This is a genomic window from Acinetobacter sp. NBRC 110496 (assembly GCF_000876115.1).
Taxonomy (GTDB): domain Bacteria; phylum Pseudomonadota; class Gammaproteobacteria; order Pseudomonadales; family Moraxellaceae; genus Acinetobacter.
The window spans coordinates 1-17,290 of sequence record NZ_BBTF01000062.1 but is presented as its reverse complement, the minus strand read 5'-3'; the positions used below and the strand labels follow the sequence as shown (position 1 = coordinate 17,290).

Genomic DNA, 17,290 nt, shown 5'->3' with positions numbered 1-17,290 from the left:
GGATCCTATGAAATTTGTCGTGTACAGAGATGTTTTTTAAGAAAAGTTTTTGAGCGCTTTTATTTATTAAAATTGAATTATTAAGCAAGGAGTTATAAAGCATGGCTAAATCAATAGACCAGTTATGGAGTGAATTACAGCAGATTCAATTTGATGAATCTAATTCCTTACCATGCGAATTCCATATCTGGAATAAAGGTACATATCGCTATCAGATCCTAGATTGGTTTGAAGCAAATTCTGAAAATGGCGTATTAAGCTTGCAAGGCAAAACCCATAAAACATTATGGGAAGAGTTTGGCAACACCCCGATAAACAATGATGATGAAATCGAAGAAGACTTTCATCTATGGGGCAAAGGTACAGACCGCTTCATTATCTGGCACTGGTTTGATGATCAATTAGAACACGGTGTAATTAGCTTAATTGAGAAAGGAGTTGCGTAATGGGATTATTTACTTGCCCTCACTGTAATAGTGATATTGATACTAACGATAAAAAGTCTGGCCATCAGGTGAATGATGTAATTCAAGAAACCTTTTGTTCTGTTGACTGCAGTATTGAATATCTGGTGCATAACTCACAAATGATTGCAGTAGATCAATACGGAAGTTTGCCATTAAGCAATGAAAACCTGAATGAATTCATTGAAGCATTTTCTAATGAGGGTGTTGAAGATGATGTGTTAGAACACATCAAAGCTGAACTTTGTTAAGTAATCGCGCACCTGCTCTAAACAACACTGACAATGGCATTTAAAAAAAGGGCTTAAATCATTTAAGCCCTTTTAATATTTATACGATAAGAAAACTTTCTAATGTTTTACCAGATTCAATCTCACGATTTAACCAGGATGGACGTTTACCACGACCGGCCCACACTTCTTTGTGGTTATTCGGGTTGCGATATTTAGGATCTGCTTTAACCACTGGCTTTTTATTTAATTTACGATTTTCGCCGTGCTCATTTAATTCAAGAATAGTTAAGCCTAATTCTTTTGCGATCTCAAACATTTTGAGATAACCGTCATCAAGTTTCTTATTCTCTACTACAACAATTTGGTTTTGTGCCTTTTTAATTAGGTCTTCTAACTGGTCTTTACTTAGGTTTTCAACTTCCATAACTAATCTCGAAAATTTGGATATATCAAATATACACCAGTGCGTTTTGTTTACAACCGCATACGGTACTTTTAATTGATTAAAATATTCGACTTATTCCATGGCTATTCTAATTTTTAAGCATAAGTTATTCCCACTTTAAATCCATTAATCTAAAAATACATTCAACCTGTTAGGTAAATTAATATGCACAAGTATCTCATGATGAATCTTGCGATTAACGAAACATCAGCACTACCAATTGGTATCCGTATTTGTGATTTTAATATCGGCTTATATGCCTCTAAGAAAATTTCAGAAGTGCCAGCTTTAATGGCATTGGTTAATTACACCCTGTTTAAGTATTCAAGCTATGAGAGTGAAGAACTTGAAGACATTGAAACCTTATTAGAAGAACATGATTTTAAAACTCGCTATGACTCTTGGGAAATCAGCGGTGATTCTTTTTACGTTTTAGGTTTTAAAGAAATTACAAAAGACGAGTTTGAATTATTGCAAAAACTTGACCTGTTGACTGTGGTAGACGAATACAACTACCACCATAAACTTTTGTCGAGTCATGGTGAGCATAAGTTTGACGAATATTTCAAAGACTTTAACGAGTCTAAAGAGCAAGAAATCTTAAAAAGGTTTAATGACATTGCGTTCAATTTAAAAACTGACGACTCATTAAACACAGTGTTCGCCCAAGACGTTATAGAATTACTGACTACCTACAAGTTTGGTACAGCTTTAGAACTAATCGACAGTAATCACAGCGATATTAGAAACCGTTTCTACTATAGCCACACGCTTGAGGGTGACTTTGCATCTGGAGCAATTCAGGTCATTATTTCAAATTATAAAGAAACTGGCGTTAAAGAGCCTTACACAGTGGTTGAACCTTTAAATATAGAAATCATGCTTGAAGAAGAACAATGCTTTGATGATGAATATGCAAATCTACTGACTGAATGCCAGTATGTATTAAACCTCATTAAAACCGACTTATACACCAACACTTTTGAATAAACCAAGCCTTTAAGAGAGAAATCTCTTAAAGTTGCGCTTAAAAACGTAAACGATGTTTTTTTAATTGATTAAAAAAGGTTTTTTATTTTTAGCGCTGCAATGGCGCTCGTCATTATTAATTCTTTCTTGATGCTTAAATAAGTATTTTTTTAAAAAACTTTATCCGTTCATATTCTTAATATAATGAAACCTAATCAAGCAAATAGCTTAAAATTTGGAGAAAGCTCATGAATTTAAACCCTAATTTTTGCCCGATCGATTTTAACGAAGTTCACGGCGGTACTGACAATTTACCTTTGTTTTTGGTTAAAGCGTCACGCCAGGATTCTAACGATGACGAGCATAGTGAGTATTTCTTCATTCGTGCACCTCATGAGAACCGTTTGGCTTTCTTCCTTGCCCACATGTTCAAATCACATGTAGATAATGCCCTTTTGACCTTGGAAAACTTGGCTGAAGAAAATTATCAAAATATCCCTGAATTGGAAGAGTTGATGTCTTCATATGGTGTGATTGATGGCGTTGGCGAGGATACGCTTTTTGATTTCCGCGTTAAGGAACTCACACTTGATAAAGCGCTGGAGCTGGTCGAATTCATTGAAATTAACCCACTCAATACTGATATTGTGGGTTCACTATTCTTGGAGGCACTTTAATGAATAGTAGCTTTATCTTAATTAATGAAGCTATGGCGCCTATTCGTAAGAATATGGCGCTTTTGGAAACCCTGTTATCTATGATCAGTACTGCAGATCAAGACCACGGCGACCAAAGCCCAAGCTTCCACATTAATATCCATGCTGGTATTGAATTGCCTGATCATGAAATTGCATATACCACTTTAAAAGGTTTTGCAGAGCTGACCGAAGATCATAATCTTTGTATCTATATGAATCCTGAGCTGTCAGAAAATGGCTTTATGTTGCTATCCACTCAAAACGTGGTACCTGATTGCTATGACAATTCTATCTTTGTAGATCTGTCGAATCAGTTATGCAACTTCTTCAATCAAGAAGTACAGCAGTTAAACGATCAAGCGCAAACGGCGTTAAAGCTGTTGTTACAGCATAAAATCAATGGAACAGCGATTCGCACGTTCAACCCTGAACAATTGCAGATCTTACAGAAAATCGCTGCATTAGATAGCTTCATGCTCAATGACCAGCGCGATTGGTTTTACTTTTCCGAAGTGACCATTGATAACGCCTATAAAGACATGAAAAAAGGTTTAGAACTGTTGGTTCTCAACGAAGATATTAAGGATGCACTTAAACAGCTACTTGATGCAAACAACATGGAGTTTTGTGATTTACCAATACTCGTGGTTTTGTATCCCCTACTGGTTAAGTCTGAAGAAAATAACGAACTGGTACAGGCTTGCTTAAGTCATCTCATTGGCAACAACTTAATCAATGAGCCGTTTATTGCTGGTGTACAACTTGAAGCTGGTGCATTTAATAGCGAAATGAACACCTATACTTTATTGCCACACATGAAAGCAGTAAAAGAATTGCTGATAGATATTGAAGCAGATCTCACAAAAGTTTAACCGTTTTACCTGAGCTCATTGCTCAAAACCTTGGAGTTGTTATGGATACTATTGTTCGCGTTAAATCAGTTGGTGTTTTAGGTCTATCATCTAAAATCACGACATTTGTAATCGACATCGAGCTTGATGGCGGTAAATTAAAAATTGAAGATCAATTGCTTCATTTTAAGAATACTTTACGTACAAGCTATCGAGAATATGATGAAAGTTTAGCGATCGTAAACAATAAGGCTATACTTTCCAATTTAGACAATGCAGTAAAACCAAACGAATTGCATGCTTTAGTTGATGATTATATCGACTCAGTTTGGGTAACAGATGCCAATAAAAACACCACTCAACAGCGCCGTGCGTCACTTGGTTTGCACAATCCAACGATAAAAGACAAAGGTGTTTTGAAAGAAGCCCTTTTAAGTGAAGTGAAGTTAGCCTACAAAAACTATATCAATCAGAACGTAGAAGCCTGATCAGATCGGAAGTATGTTGCGACCAGCATACTTCTTTTTTTTTGAACCTTAGCCTAGAATCATCCAATATCATCGCTTCATACCAAGAAAATCATGCCATATCTCATATATTTAATGTTCCTTGCGTTTGCAAGCGCCGTAATTTTAGTGAAAAAGGCTTATGGTCTTAACATCCAATTATTTGCAATGGGGATTGTCGTCATCATTGGACAATTGGCAATTTTTTGTTTTATCAACGCAGCGATTAACATCAACAATGAAAAACAACATCGCAATGCCGTCAAAACCTTGCACTATGGCGCTTCATTTTCATTAATTGTGGTCACTACACAGGTCTATTTATATAAGTATGTGTTGCACAAACAGGAATATTTGACCATGGCAATTTACTTTTTAGGAACGTGGTTTGCAATCACCCTTTTAGACTCAGTGTTTAAGTTGATCAAAGTTGGTATTTTTAATAGCAAGAAAGACAGTGCTGAAGTTGTGAACTCAACGCGTAAAGTGACGGTAATTACATTAGCGATCTGTATGTTTGGGTATTACTTATTTAGCAAATATGCATTAAACATTAACGTACTAAACTAGACATCTTGTAAGGAAAACCGCACCTAATACACAAGCGCAATAACCAGAAAAAAAGAACATCCTTTTAATTATTGCGCTAATCTTTTCCGTCACAGCACTGTTATAAACAAAAAACACAATCATAAACATTAAACCGATCGTGCAGGCGAATAAGGTAAAACCAATTAAATAAGTAAAAGCAAAGTCAAAGTTTAATACCACTGGAAAACCAATAGATACAGCCATTAAAGCTATTGTACTTGATGCATTCATATCTTAAAGCCCATCTAGCAACTGGCTTAATCGTAGCGATAAATAAGGTTTAAAACTGAAACTTTATGATTGAGATTGGTCAATGCACATTACCAAAATGTGCTTGGTATATACCAGAAAGCAAAGAACCAGACGCAAAACGCCTGGCTCTTTAAAATTGAAAGGTGAATAAAAAAACACAAAACACTTGAACGCATTTCTTATTCAAGGTCAGTTTAATTAGATTTTTTGCCCTTGTTCCGTGCTGATTATTACCAGTCAAATAAGAATACTGTACTGCTGGAGCTACCAGTACGTTTACGCCGTGACATTCAAATCGAAAACATCAACGGCGCTTTAGATGCACAAGTTAATTTTGAGCTGATCTACAAGCAAGACCAAGGCAAGTTGGTATCTTCATTGGTCGTTGATACGCAGTACTTGTTATGTATAGATGATCAGGATATTGATCTTTGGTCAATCGACAGCGAACTCAGTTTCTTACAAGAAGCTGACCGCAATCACCTTAAGAAGCTTATGCGTCATTGCGATGATCGTTTCCATGCGTGGATGCGCGAGATTAAGTCTTACTTCAATCGTTTGACAGTACAGCCGTTGCATCTTGATATGCAGATCAAAATACGCAAGATCGTAGGCTATACAGCGGTGCTACCTAAGACCTTTCCATAAGGTTTTAGGTGTCAGTATAAAAACAAATAGACCGCAATTAAGCGGTCTATTTGTTTTTGCCTAAAACGGCGTTAACAGATCTATGTAATATTTAGCCCTTAAAACTATTGGCAAGTATCTGAATAACGCTCAGCACTTCCAAAGAATGATTTACCCTGATTGTCCACGATGTCTACATACAGATCTGGTTTAACTGGAGCATTGGCGAATACAGAGCAATAAAACGGATGAATCTTTTCATTCACAAAGCGGTTTAAAGAGTCAGTTTCATCAGAAGAGTATTTATCTGCAGTTTTGCTAGACATCTGAACGTTCATATTAAAGTGTTTTGAATACTTCACTTTTTTAAGTACCGCACCAGTTTCAATCTGGTACGGTGTTTTAGTGTTAAGTAAACGCTCAACTTTACGTTTGTTTTCAGCAGTAGGAGAAAGCGCAACAGCAGATTTTAAGCTGTTTGTATTCAGGTTATTTAAAGAACTATTAGCTAAAACAGCGCACGACATAGACACTGAGATTATTGCAACTGCAGATAGTTTTAGTGTTTTGAATACGTTCATGTTTAACGACTTTCCTGTATATACTTAAATTATATACTTAATATACGATATTTGATTTTTTTGGAATTTTAATCTTATTTGATTTTGTTAATCGGTATATACCAATAAGATTGTTTATACGCAATTTAGCAAGAATCGCCCCCTTGTTTGGGGTTACAATTATTGTAATTTACAGATTGTTGATACAGGAAACCGATATGTCTGAAGAAGTAAAATACGAAGACCGTGTACGTGCTGCATACCGTTCTGCTCAAGGCAATGTAGCTCAAGAGTTCTCCCCTCACATTGTTAAAGCATGTGAAGCATCATCAAACGCACGTATGGAGCGCTTAGCAACTGGTCAAACAACATTTGACGAGGAAGAAGCTGCATTGATGAAGAAATGGAATGCACTTAAAAACAAAGCCTAATCATCGCGAATACAACCTAATCTAGCTTACAGCGGATTACCAAACCCAATCACTCATAAGTAGAACAATATGGACGATAAACTTGAGTTTTATTTAGATGCGAAAGACATCTTATCTCAACCTACCAGTTGCCAAGCGCAAGGCGACTATAAAAAGGCACTGGAAAAAGAAATCACGGAACATCGAATAGCGAAAATGGAAATTTCGCCGTTACGTGGCAATTACGATCTCGACCACCTCTCTAAAATCCATGAAAAAATCTTTGAGCATATTTACGATTGGGCTGGAGAAGTGCGTCTGGACGACATTTCTAAACGTGCGATCGACCCGAACGGTAATTATGAAATCGGTCATTTCCTAGATAAAAACCTGATCCCTGATGAACTGAATAAGTTCTCACAGGCGGTTAAAGAAAAAGACCACCTGAAAGGTTTGGACAAAGACCAGTTTGTGCAAGAGTTCACTCAGCTTTATGCCAAGTTAAATGAAGCTCACCCTTTTGAAGAGGGTAACGGTCGCGCTGCTAAACTGATGATGAACCAGCTGGCCAATGATGCTGGTTACACCATGGTATATAGCAAGGTCGCCGTATCAGATTGGAACTATGCGTTTAAACGTTCACTGACAGATCAAGAGCTTTATGTCGGTGAAAACTATGAAAACCTAGAACCGATGGAACAAGACCTCTCTTACCTTTTAAAAGTCATGGACAATATCATTGAACCATACGATCTAGTCCTGAAGCTTGAAAATACGGAAGAACAAGAGCAAGAACAGGAAAATGACCAGGATAAATCAAATGATGATGATTCACCGAGTTACGGATAATTAGATTAATCTGTATACGATAGCTTTTAATTGATTAAAAGATTCTTGAAAAAAGAATCTTTTTTTTTGAGAAAAATTTATAATGAAGTGACTCAGATTAAAATAAAACCTTAGGAAAATATTGTCCGAAACTTGGAGATGAATAATGAATAACGCAGCACATCAATTTGCAAATAAAGTGGTCGCTCAATACCAATTTACAAACGGAAGTGATTCAAGTCTGAATCATTTAATTATCGGCAACAGCACCGCAGAAATTATCGACACCTTAATTTATATGCTTTTCTCAAGCCATGCTGAAACCTATGACGATGGCGTTGTTTGGTTTAAATCAGTGGACGCAATTAATGTTGAGAAGTCTTACATTACTTACAACAGTCGTGAAAACTGCATTTTTGCTTATTTTGTGTTTGATAAAAATCCATTAATGCTGAAAACAACCACATTGCATATTGATAATGTTTGTTACTTTGGATGTGAAAACGACACCACCAATAAAACCATCGAATTTTTAGAAAAATTCAAAGTTCGTGTATCCCTTGCTAAAGAGTGCCACAAGTTCAAATTCAATACTGAGCATCATGAAACCTTGATGCATGAAACCATCAAAACCTTAAAAACTATCTATGAAGAACATAACGACATGGATGCCGAAAAGTTATCTCAACACCATGACACAACTCATTTAGTTAACACATTTCTTGCTTAACCGTACACCATACAATAAACAAAACCCGAAAAAGGATATAACAATGCTATTAGGCGCTTTAAAACAATCTCTAAGCTCAGTCATCGACATGAACCGCTACACCGCCCTTTGCTCACATGTGGAGGGTGAAAACTTGCCGTTATGCGCTCAATTTCGTGTACTTAAATATATCTTTGGTGTGCATGGTCTAAGCGCACTTAAAAATTACAAAGAAGTTGAACACATTGACGAAGCCTTTTTGAAAAAACACTTCCTACGCATGATGAACTATGACTTTGAAGCAGTCATATACCTTGCTATGGTCGGCATGCGCGAACTTATCTTAGAAGCTGATGCTTTTGACCATGACGGCGAACAAAACACCCAAAATGAGCTTAAACAAGCATTCCAATACGTTTCAGAAAATGACGTTCGTAATTTTGCTTATGTCACTCACATGGGCTATTCAGAAAAGTATTTCAACTGGAATATCATTCGCCACCAGTCTAAAGATGAAGCGGATAATCCCCTCACCTTTTGGTTATTTAAGAATGCAATGTATTCACTATTTTTCAACTTAGCCAATCGGGAATAATGCCCCAACTCATTAAGAGTATTTAAGTCCGAACTTAAGTACTCTTTTTTTTGCATTAGAAAAATAGACCGGTATATACGCTGTCTAAGCATGGCTTAAAACGTATACGATGATTTTAATTGATTAAAATATTTTAAATATCCTTTACGTGTTTTAGGTCGGTTAATTAATTTCAATAAAGTTATTCATTAGTATTTTTTAAATAAAATGACTCTATCGAAAGCAATTGCTTAAAACTTGGAGTCCTCTAATGCATCAACTAGATAAGCTAAATCATTTAAAAAATATTATTAAGCAAGTACCACATGAACGTTTTGATCTGGACAAATGGCGCACGGATTCAAAAACCGAAAATGTGACTTTTGCTCAGCTTTTACTTAGTGATGCTGATTGTTGCGTCATGGGTTGGGCGACAGCTGATGCTACTTTTAGAAGACTTAACTTCATGTTGTTTGACGGCGTTCCCCTTTATGCGCCATTCCGTGCGAATACTGGTGAGCCATTCACTTATGAAGAACTCAAAACAAATGTTGTTTATCGCGGTTCTGAAGCAGTACGTGAGTTTTTTGGACTCAATTATGAAGATGTCGATCATATTATTTTTGAGAGCAACTACGCTTTTGAAGACCCAATCAAAGACGAGATTATTGATCATATCAACCATGTTATTGATCGTGTAAACATCCGTCCACAAGACCTTGACCATTTGTTATCTAGCTCAATTGTTGCACTGGATAAAGAAGTCCGTGAGTTCACTTTAAATGATGATGAAGTCCGTGAAATATCTGTTGTGGTTGATTGCTTCAATAAGTTTTTCCCCGATGGTGCTTATCTTGAGTTTATTGCTACGGTCAACGTACCAGGTGATTGTGATCCACTGGAATATATCGCCAGCAATTACAACATTAAAGAGCCATTAGCTTTCGTTCCTAAGCCGAATGAAGCATTAGAAGAATATCTGGAAACATACCCGATCGAATATCTCATGCATAACTGGCAAGAGGATTTCATTTCGCCGTATGACGAAATCATTAATCAACGTTTAACGCATATCGCATTGCAAAATTTAAATAACGCAAAAGTAGTTCAATAAGGAAACCTACCCATGAAAATTGAAAATCCGCAATTCGTCAGTGCCATCAACGAACTTGGCTTTTACTTGCCACAGCAAGTACAACAGATACCGAACACCACAGAAGCCGGTTTTCGTGTGTATGTGATCGATACAGCAAAACATACCAACATCGAGGCACTAATTAGTGCTATTGAGAATGTCAGTATCACTTCACAGCCCTTTTATTTTCAAGATGATTACGACATGGGCGTGTTTTTTGAGGGATTTAGTTTCTTCTTGCCTATGCTCATTACACAAGACAGTGATGCACCTTTACCACTGTTCTTAATTCAACTGGATTTGTAAGTCCAACAGCGGTACGTGCGCCAGTATGTACCGCTACCCCTTTTGGCACACCGCCTAAAACTTGGAGCAGATATGAACAAAGCAACGACCGTTGAGCGTTTAGAAAAGCTGATTGAGCTAGTGATCGAGGTCATTCCTGATGAAAGCTTTGATTTCGACATTTGGCGTGATTATGACGCAAGCCATACAGAACAACACACCGATTTCTTTTCAGGTTTCACCACTGAAGAATTGTTAGATAAAAATATTGTAGGATGCCTGATTGGTTGGGCTACGTCTGTCGAGTATTTCCAAAATCTAGGTTTCAATTTTCATGGTTCTGTTGGGCCAATCTTCATGTATGAAAAAATACTCAGCAATGAAGAGCTAAAAGATGCGCCTGTTGTCACTGTACCAGTCGTTTACCAGTGGAAAGCAGTACGTGAGTTTTTTGGCATCACTCAGGAAGATGCTTTGGTGATGTTTAGCTATGACAATTACGACCAGGCCAAAATTGATAAGGACACAATGATTCGATTTATTGAACGCATCATCCAAAAATATAAGTAACCACCGAAACGGCGCAATGCCGTTTTGCTAGACGTTATAACCGCTTACGATGATTTTAATTGGTTAAAATATTTTCAATAATTTTAAATTTTGAGAAAAGTTTTTCCCCTGGTACACCCCTCTATACTTAATCCATAGCAAGCAAGGCACAAAGCCTTAAATCTGGAGTAAGTCGAATGAATACAGCGCATAAGTACGATGATCAAGTCATCATCCCAACAATAGCCGGGCAACTGGAGTTGCTGTCTGGTACCGATCTAAACAAAGAACTGGCTGAGCATGTTTTTCATGAAGCACCAGACATCGATCTAAGTATCTATGACATTTTTATTGTCTGCTTAAGTGGCGGTAAGGATTCGATTGCAGCGTATTTGCGCTTACTGGAGGCTGGAGTAGATAAAAGCAAAATTGAGCTTTGGCACCACAAAATTGATGAAGAAAACCAGCCGTTCATGGATTGGGTGTTCATGGAAAACTATACCAAAGCATTCGCTCAGGCATTCGACACACCATTGTACTTCAGTTGGCTCGAGGGCGGTTTCCTTGGCGAAATGCTCAAAGAAAACAGCTACTCAAAACCCCACTTCGTAGAAACACCAGAGGGCTTAATTAAGCTTGAACGCGACAACAACCGCAGTAAACCAGGCACACGCTTGAAGTTCCCACAACAAGCAGCCAGCCTCATGACGCGCTGGTGTTCTTCAGCGTTAAAGATCGATGTCGGACGCAGAGCATTGAACAACCAAGAACGCTTTGACGGCAAGAACATTTGTTTTATCACTGGTGAACGCCGTGAAGAGTCGCCAAACCGCAGTAAGTACAACCAGCTAGAACCGCACCCATGCGACCGTAGAAGCGGTAAGAAAGCAAGACGCGTTGACTGGTGGAAGAACGTGCTTCACTTCACTGAAGAGCAAGTATGGGCGTTACTGGAGAAGTACAAGGTTACGCCACCAGTGCCATATCGCTTAGGTTGGGGCCGTAGCTCATGCATGACCTGTATCTTCAACAGCCCTAAAATCTGGTCAACCATCAGCACCTACTACCCGGAACGCGCTCAGCTGATCGCTGGTTATGAACAAAAGTTTGATTGTACGATCAGTCGCTCAAAGATCGATGTCGTCAGTCTGAGCAATGGCATTGAGCCATTCGACATTCAGGATATGGAAGCACTGGTACAGTCCAAAATTGAAAGTTATTACCTACCAGTGTTCACGGATAACTGGACGGTTCCACCAGGCGCATTCAACAAGGAGGGTTGTGGATCGCTGTAAATTAGGGTGCCATTTGGCACCTTTTTAGGATGAAAACCGCAAGCGATGTTTTTTAATTGATTAAAAATGGTTTGGAATAATTTTGTTTTTGAATAAGTTTTTGACACCACCTGTCAGCATAAAATGATTTTAAACCAATCAATATGAGATGATGTTTATGACAACTTTAAACGAAACAATGCAAAAGTTCTGTAAAGCTAAGGCAATGATGACCTATTTAATGTCTGATGATCCTATCATTGATGAATCTGTCAGCCGTTACGAAAATTGGGCATTGGCTTATGACCTTTTGGTGAGTATTGGGCATCTGGATCTAGAACAAGTTGAGCAGGTCTGGAATGAAAAAACCCATACCAATTTTGTGCTTTGGGGTGTAGTTGGTGAATGCTCAATAGAAGAAATTTTATCGTATGTGACAGAAGAATATGACGCTCAAGCTGTCACACTGGCGCAGATTAATGAATTACAAGACGGTAAAACACTGGCAGAAATCTAAAATCAACCTAAGGAATGAGTTATTAATTAAGTATTAATAGCTCATTTTTTATTGTCTGAAACTATACAACTACCACCTTGAATCATTTTCACAAGCATCGCCATCGCCGTCACCATCCATCATGGTATCTGGGCAGTTTTTCACAAACCAATCAGCTTCTTCTTTAGATCGCATTTGAGAGCAATGCTTACGACCATCGCACTTATAGGCTACTGGCTTTTGATATATAACATTTGTAGTTTGATTATCTTTATATAGATATTTCTTTAATTGAATGCTACCTAGATATGCCACCCCAATAGCTATGCTAATAAAAATTATCCATAGATATAGTGGCAATGATTTTTGCTTGTCATGCGTTTGTTCATGGTCGGAATAGTAAACATGGATTGCCCTATTTTTATTTTCTTTTTTAACTACCTCGAAATAGACCTCTCGACCTACTATTGGCTGTTCGCCTTTCTGAAAATCCTTAATATGGAAAAATACATCACCAAAATTACTCGTAGATATAAAACCAAAACCACGCTCATTATTATATTTTTTAATTGTTCCTGTTAGTACCACCTAAAACCCCATATATATTAAAAGCTATATTAATTATATTTGTTAAACCTAAATAAATACTATCTTTTTTTTAAAAAAAAGTTTTAAGGTTTATGGATTTATTATAATTAAAACATCAAAAGCAATTGCTTAAAACATGGAGTAGCTATTATGAATAATTTTTTCGCTGGTGCTGAAGTCATCACTGTTTTTTCTTTACAAGACGCTTTAGAAGAGGGCGTGATTATTTGCCTTAGCGATAAAGAAGAACATGCCAAAGATTGCAAACAGTTCTATAAGTTCCCTGTTTATATTACAAGCAACTTGTATAACAAGCACCTGACAGCTGCAAAAGCAATTTTTCCGAATGGTACGGAAGCTGATGCAGAAAAAATCAATGATTTAATGGGATATACCATCTTTGATATGTTGAACATGAGCGTTCGTGGTTCAGTTGCACTTAATGACCAAAGCGTTAAGTTTAAATATGCTCTACAAGATACACCGCATACCTTTTCTGACACCTTAATCACCAATATTGCTACGGTTGGGCCTGGTGTGAATGGTGAGCCTATCATTACTTTTATGATGCCTGAAGACCAATAAACACAACACCTAGCATTGACCAACCAATGCTAGGTTTTTTTGAGATCCGAACGTTCATTGAGAGGTATAAAAAATTCAAATGGCGACTATGAAAATTGACAACCCTGACTTATTCGGCTTTGCAAATATGCAAGAAATAGAACAACAAAGAGAAAAAAACGAATTAAAACGTATAGAAACGATGAAGCTTGTCCGTTGTGACTGGTTTATCGCCGTGACATCTACTGGAGAGCTGTTTAAGTACAGTGAAAAAGTACCAGCAAAATATAAGGCGTTTAAAGGCATTAAATTATTCAAGTGCTGGAATGAAGCTACCGCGGATCTCGTGTTAAATGCCGTAAAAGGCGCAATCAAGCGTGATCATTACGAAGTGCCAGACGTTAAAAAAAGCAAAAAGCTTGCTGTTGATAGTTGGGTAAGAAACATTGATCTAAAGTTTCTACATTTGCCAGTCGGTCAACTCACCAACCTATACAGGGAACATCAGGAGCGTTTAAGACTGAAGCGTGAAAAAGCCAGACTTAAAGAAAATGAAAACACGTATGACGTAGAACCGCACTAATTACACCCACCAGGAATAAGCACCCATAGCTTATTCCTTTCATAAGATGATGGCCGTAAACGGTGTTTTTAATTGATTAAAAATAACTTGAAATCATGAGCCTATCAGCCGAAATACTTTTACTGAAAAGTTATTCAGTCTACATGCACCGATATAATTATTACATCAAAGCTCATTGCTTAAAACTTGGAGATACGACAATGCAACTACAAAAATTTAATGCTGGTACTGCTAATGTGCGCCACTTGCTACAAAGCTTCACCCAAGCGTATGACGGTTTACCAAGTTGCGTCATCAATGTGATTGGCGTAGCAACCAAAGCAGATCCGCAGTTTATTTTTAACATTGAACTGGATGTCGTTTTATTTCACCAACACAAGTCACAAGCCTACTGCATTGAAGTCAATGCACCGTTACAGGCTCAAGTCATCGCAGACGCTCACGAATCATTTAGATTCAATCCTGATGATTCTCATGCATTGATTGAGGGCGAAGTCATGGATGTGGCGATTAATTTACAACGCCAGGCCATTAATGACATGATTCAATATGATTTGCTGTCAGATGCAGAACTGGAAAAGTTCAATACATGGAATAAAGGTTTCGCCAGTGCATTACTGACTGAATGTTTTGAAGATGTCGCAGATTTTAATGCGCTGCATAGCTCACATTTTATGGCGAACACTGTTTATTTAAGACTGATTGAGTACTTTAAAAACAACCTGTCATAAGAAACCATTAAACAAATAGAGGGAGATCCAATAAAGGTCTACCCTCTTTTTTTATGCCTTTAGATTTTATGACGTATACGATGTTTTTTAATTGATTAAAAAAATATTGGAATTTTTCATTGCCAGTTCCATAAGTAATTTGAGAAAAGTTTTTAAGGGATATTTCACAAATATAATTAATTCATACCTAAGCAATTGCTTATAACTTGGAGTTGAAGATATGAAAAGCCTACTTGATTTTTTTACAAACCGTTCTAAAACATTAAACATTATTGTGAATCCTGAATTAAATACAGGTCATTCCCTTGCTGATTTTTCGTATAACGAAGAATTGCATCAAGACCTTAATGTATTAACGGTTATTCCGCTTGATCATTACGGAAACTTTCTATCTTTAACCCTTGATGATTGGGGCGTTATTACTTCAAAAGTTCAATTCCCTGAGCATCTTGATTTTAATCAATTGCTCAGCATTTTTTGGGAAACACAACCCATTTTAGTTGTTACTGACATCGCACGTTCAGAAGTGCATGACAGCGACTTTTTTCAACAAAGCTTGGTCAAGCAAGTCAATCTTGCATATAGCCGAGATATTGCCAGTGAATATGCACCAGAAGATGTTCACTACATCTCTCAATCTTTTGATTTAGATAAGCTGATGCGTTGCGGTGTATATCTGCAAGGTCATTGCTATTCAGCTCATGATTTCGTCATTAACAACCATAACCTATTTGAAAAAGACAGCTTGATTGTGCCTGTTTTTAACATCCACTCGACACAAAAAGAACTGCAACAATTTTTAGTATTTGATCTGCAAGGTAAGTTTTTGGATTGCGTTGTTGGCACTGAAGTTTTGTACTAAGGAATATTGATCATGTCTAAAAAATACTTATTGATTGAATTGAGCTACGAAGCACCAAACAACACCAGTGCTGATGCTGTTTTGCACAATGTCTATATTGATATTAATCACCCTGAAAATCTGGCGATGTTTAGCGAGTCTTGCAAGAATCGCCATGAAATTAATGAAAACCTACCCATTTGCCAGTTAATCACTTCATGGGTTCGATTACTAGGGATCTTCACCATTCTGGACAATACGGATCAGGACAAAGAAACCCCTGTTCTCATTCAACTTGCTGACGGCGGTACTTTATCTATCGATGGTTGGGAAATTCTCGACCAAGAAACCAAAGATAGACGCTTGGCGTTAATGGACATTGAGCCAGATGAAGAACAAGACGTAGACGACCCTATTTTGTTCGCTTATGAGCATTCAGACTCAATCACACTCACCAAAGTTGAAAAGCCAGTAGCAGAAAGTGTATATGTCGCTACGCGTAACTCTTACAGCAACAACTTTGATTTAGTTCTTGAATGTATCTTGAATCCTGAAAAACATTACAGCCTATATCAAGGCTCATATGATGGCACTCATGTTCAAGTGATCCTGAATGACTTGGCACTACTACCATCATGTAAGACACATAAATCAGAAATTGGCGACTATGTAACATGCAATGTACTGGAGCTGTTCAAAGGCTCAATAGATGCGTATGGCGCAGAAAATGAATTTATTGATTCATTCGTGCAACTCGACATTACACCGTACTTAGATAGCACACTGAAAATGGACTACACCGAATTGCAGTTTAGCTACCAGAGCAACGATCTCATTGCATTTTTTGGTAATGATCCATGTTCTTAACATGGATCTCTATGGAATAGGAGAAAATACAATGTCTGATCATATCTATAATTACATCATCGGCAGAATCGACAAAAGCCGTAAACTTATGGTTCTGGTGAACTACGAATCAAGATCCAATCTGGTGACTCAAGCACAGTTAATGAAAGTCCAATTCCCGAACCTCAATACCTTGAGAATGTTCCTGAATGACTTTGAGCCAACGGAAAAACATGTTATCCATTACTCGAAATACAGTAAAGAAATGCCATCAGGTGCAGATGGATATTTCCTATTTTCAGAACATGACCAGCAATGGAATATTTTTGATCCTAATGTCTTAAGTCGGTTTGTTCGTATATACCAAGAATCACCAGAGTTAGATAGTTACCAAGATTACATCTGTTCTTGTGAAGTCAAAAACTCACCCACACTTAAAGCAAAACATAAAAAACAAGCATTTATGGAGAAGATGATCTTCACTTCATTGGGTTTTGAGCGTTATTGCCATCATTGCAACGGTTATGAACCACTGGATCGTTTTTATTATCATTCTGATACCAAAACCTATGAATCAGTTTGCAAGCCTTGTTATATTCCTCATTACAAACCTTACAAGATGAAAAAACTTATGACCAGTACGGTTGAAGAATATATTTAATCATTAACTATGACATGGTT

At 37.3% G+C, this 17,290-nt stretch carries 26 protein-coding genes; 23 read left to right on the top strand and 3 right to left on the bottom strand.

Annotated elements, in window-relative coordinates; all coding sequences use genetic code 11:
* The first annotated feature begins 101 nt into the window (after window positions 1-101).
* A complete protein-coding gene (locus tag Aba26S_RS18400) occupies window positions 102-446 on the top strand; it encodes a hypothetical protein (protein ID WP_038350037.1) in 345 nt (114 codons plus the stop codon).
* Window positions 446-715, top strand: coding sequence for a hypothetical protein (locus Aba26S_RS18395; RefSeq protein ID WP_038350036.1), 270 nt, complete (start codon window positions 446-448; stop codon window positions 713-715). The genes Aba26S_RS18400 and Aba26S_RS18395 overlap by 1 nt, the downstream gene beginning before the upstream one ends.
* Window positions 716-794: 79 nt before the next feature.
* On the opposite strand, the gene Aba26S_RS18390 is transcribed toward Aba26S_RS18395, so the two are convergent.
* Window positions 795-1,121: an H-NS family nucleoid-associated regulatory protein gene (locus Aba26S_RS18390; RefSeq protein ID WP_024160744.1), complete on the bottom strand. Its 327-nt coding sequence runs from the start codon at window positions 1,119-1,121 to the stop codon at window positions 795-797.
* 186 nt (window positions 1,122-1,307) lie between these two features.
* On the opposite strand from Aba26S_RS18390, the gene Aba26S_RS18385 reads away from it, so the two are divergent.
* The 6 genes from Aba26S_RS18385 to Aba26S_RS18360 all read left to right on the top strand — a co-directional run bounded on the left by Aba26S_RS18385 (window position 1,308) and on the right by Aba26S_RS18360 (window position 5,657).
* Window positions 1,308-2,132, top strand: coding sequence for a hypothetical protein (locus Aba26S_RS18385; protein ID WP_043041419.1), 825 nt, complete (start codon window positions 1,308-1,310; stop codon window positions 2,130-2,132).
* Between the two features lie 227 nt (window positions 2,133-2,359).
* A complete protein-coding gene (locus Aba26S_RS18380; protein WP_005006083.1) occupies window positions 2,360-2,788 on the top strand; it encodes a hypothetical protein in 429 nt (142 codons plus the stop codon).
* Window positions 2,788-3,681: a hypothetical protein gene (locus Aba26S_RS18375; RefSeq protein WP_043041418.1), complete on the top strand. Its 894-nt coding sequence runs from the start codon at window positions 2,788-2,790 to the stop codon at window positions 3,679-3,681. The genes Aba26S_RS18380 and Aba26S_RS18375 overlap by 1 nt, the downstream gene beginning before the upstream one ends.
* Window positions 3,682-3,722: 41 nt before the next feature.
* On the top strand, window positions 3,723-4,148 hold the full coding sequence (locus tag Aba26S_RS18370) for a hypothetical protein (RefSeq protein WP_005006077.1): 426 nt from the start codon (window positions 3,723-3,725) through the stop codon (window positions 4,146-4,148).
* A gap of 93 nt (window positions 4,149-4,241) precedes the next feature.
* Window positions 4,242-4,736: a hypothetical protein gene (locus tag Aba26S_RS18365; protein WP_005006076.1), complete on the top strand. Its 495-nt coding sequence runs from the start codon at window positions 4,242-4,244 to the stop codon at window positions 4,734-4,736.
* A 486-nt stretch (window positions 4,737-5,222) separates the two neighbouring features.
* Window positions 5,223-5,657, top strand: a complete 435-nt coding sequence (locus tag Aba26S_RS18360) for a hypothetical protein (protein ID WP_252322563.1) — start codon at window positions 5,223-5,225, stop codon at window positions 5,655-5,657.
* A 104-nt stretch (window positions 5,658-5,761) separates the two neighbouring features.
* On the opposite strand, the gene Aba26S_RS18355 is transcribed toward Aba26S_RS18360, so the two are convergent.
* Window positions 5,762-6,217 carry a hypothetical protein gene (locus Aba26S_RS18355; protein ID WP_005006073.1) on the bottom strand — a complete coding sequence of 152 codons (456 nt, stop codon included), beginning with the start codon at window positions 6,215-6,217 and terminating at the stop codon, window positions 5,762-5,764.
* A gap of 197 nt (window positions 6,218-6,414) precedes the next feature.
* Between Aba26S_RS18355 and Aba26S_RS18350 the strand changes: the two genes are divergently transcribed.
* From Aba26S_RS18350 to Aba26S_RS18310, 9 genes are all read left to right on the top strand, one after another.
* Complete coding sequence (locus Aba26S_RS18350; protein WP_005006071.1) at window positions 6,415-6,627, top strand: hypothetical protein; 213 nt, start codon at window positions 6,415-6,417, stop codon at window positions 6,625-6,627.
* Window positions 6,628-6,696: 69 nt separating this feature from the next.
* Window positions 6,697-7,455: a Fic family protein gene (locus Aba26S_RS18345; RefSeq protein WP_005006069.1), complete on the top strand. Its 759-nt coding sequence runs from the start codon at window positions 6,697-6,699 to the stop codon at window positions 7,453-7,455.
* Window positions 7,456-7,600: 145 nt separating this feature from the next.
* Window positions 7,601-8,164, top strand: a complete 564-nt coding sequence (locus tag Aba26S_RS18340; protein ID WP_043041417.1) for a hypothetical protein — start codon at window positions 7,601-7,603, stop codon at window positions 8,162-8,164.
* Between the two features lie 43 nt (window positions 8,165-8,207).
* A complete protein-coding gene (locus Aba26S_RS18335; protein ID WP_005006061.1) occupies window positions 8,208-8,738 on the top strand; it encodes a hypothetical protein in 531 nt (176 codons plus the stop codon).
* A gap of 250 nt (window positions 8,739-8,988) precedes the next feature.
* Complete coding sequence (locus Aba26S_RS18330; RefSeq protein ID WP_005006057.1) at window positions 8,989-9,831, top strand: hypothetical protein; 843 nt, start codon at window positions 8,989-8,991, stop codon at window positions 9,829-9,831.
* Between the two features lie 12 nt (window positions 9,832-9,843).
* Complete coding sequence (locus tag Aba26S_RS18325; RefSeq protein WP_005006055.1) at window positions 9,844-10,158, top strand: hypothetical protein; 315 nt, start codon at window positions 9,844-9,846, stop codon at window positions 10,156-10,158.
* 72 nt (window positions 10,159-10,230) lie between these two features.
* Window positions 10,231-10,707, top strand: coding sequence for a hypothetical protein (locus Aba26S_RS18320; protein ID WP_005006052.1), 477 nt, complete (start codon window positions 10,231-10,233; stop codon window positions 10,705-10,707).
* A gap of 176 nt (window positions 10,708-10,883) precedes the next feature.
* A complete protein-coding gene (locus Aba26S_RS18315) occupies window positions 10,884-11,981 on the top strand; it encodes a phosphohydrolase (protein ID WP_042892735.1) in 1,098 nt (365 codons plus the stop codon).
* A gap of 157 nt (window positions 11,982-12,138) precedes the next feature.
* Window positions 12,139-12,477 (top strand): hypothetical protein, encoded by a 339-nt coding sequence (locus Aba26S_RS18310; protein WP_042892733.1) that lies wholly within the window; start codon window positions 12,139-12,141, stop codon window positions 12,475-12,477.
* Window positions 12,478-12,546: 69 nt separating this feature from the next.
* Here the strand turns inward: Aba26S_RS18310 and Aba26S_RS18305 are convergent, their stop codons facing one another.
* Window positions 12,547-13,044 (bottom strand): cold shock domain-containing protein, encoded by a 498-nt coding sequence (locus Aba26S_RS18305; protein ID WP_038350031.1) that lies wholly within the window; start codon window positions 13,042-13,044, stop codon window positions 12,547-12,549.
* A gap of 150 nt (window positions 13,045-13,194) precedes the next feature.
* On the opposite strand from Aba26S_RS18305, the gene Aba26S_RS18300 reads away from it, so the two are divergent.
* The 6 genes from Aba26S_RS18300 to Aba26S_RS18275 all read left to right on the top strand — a co-directional run bounded on the left by Aba26S_RS18300 (window position 13,195) and on the right by Aba26S_RS18275 (window position 17,270).
* A complete protein-coding gene (locus tag Aba26S_RS18300) occupies window positions 13,195-13,629 on the top strand; it encodes a DUF6573 family protein (RefSeq protein ID WP_038350030.1) in 435 nt (144 codons plus the stop codon).
* 88 nt (window positions 13,630-13,717) lie between these two features.
* A complete protein-coding gene (locus Aba26S_RS18295) occupies window positions 13,718-14,191 on the top strand; it encodes a hypothetical protein (protein ID WP_227504915.1) in 474 nt (157 codons plus the stop codon).
* A 200-nt stretch (window positions 14,192-14,391) separates the two neighbouring features.
* Window positions 14,392-14,922, top strand: a complete 531-nt coding sequence (locus Aba26S_RS18290; RefSeq protein ID WP_038350029.1) for a hypothetical protein — start codon at window positions 14,392-14,394, stop codon at window positions 14,920-14,922.
* A gap of 220 nt (window positions 14,923-15,142) precedes the next feature.
* Window positions 15,143-15,784: a hypothetical protein gene (locus Aba26S_RS18285; RefSeq protein ID WP_038350028.1), complete on the top strand. Its 642-nt coding sequence runs from the start codon at window positions 15,143-15,145 to the stop codon at window positions 15,782-15,784.
* A 12-nt stretch (window positions 15,785-15,796) separates the two neighbouring features.
* Entirely contained in the window at window positions 15,797-16,630 is an 834-nt protein-coding gene (locus Aba26S_RS18280) for a hypothetical protein (RefSeq protein WP_033917499.1), read from the top strand.
* 31 nt (window positions 16,631-16,661) lie between these two features.
* On the top strand, window positions 16,662-17,270 hold the full coding sequence (locus Aba26S_RS18275; protein ID WP_033917498.1) for a hypothetical protein: 609 nt from the start codon (window positions 16,662-16,664) through the stop codon (window positions 17,268-17,270).
* Window positions 17,271-17,290 lie beyond the last annotated feature (20 nt).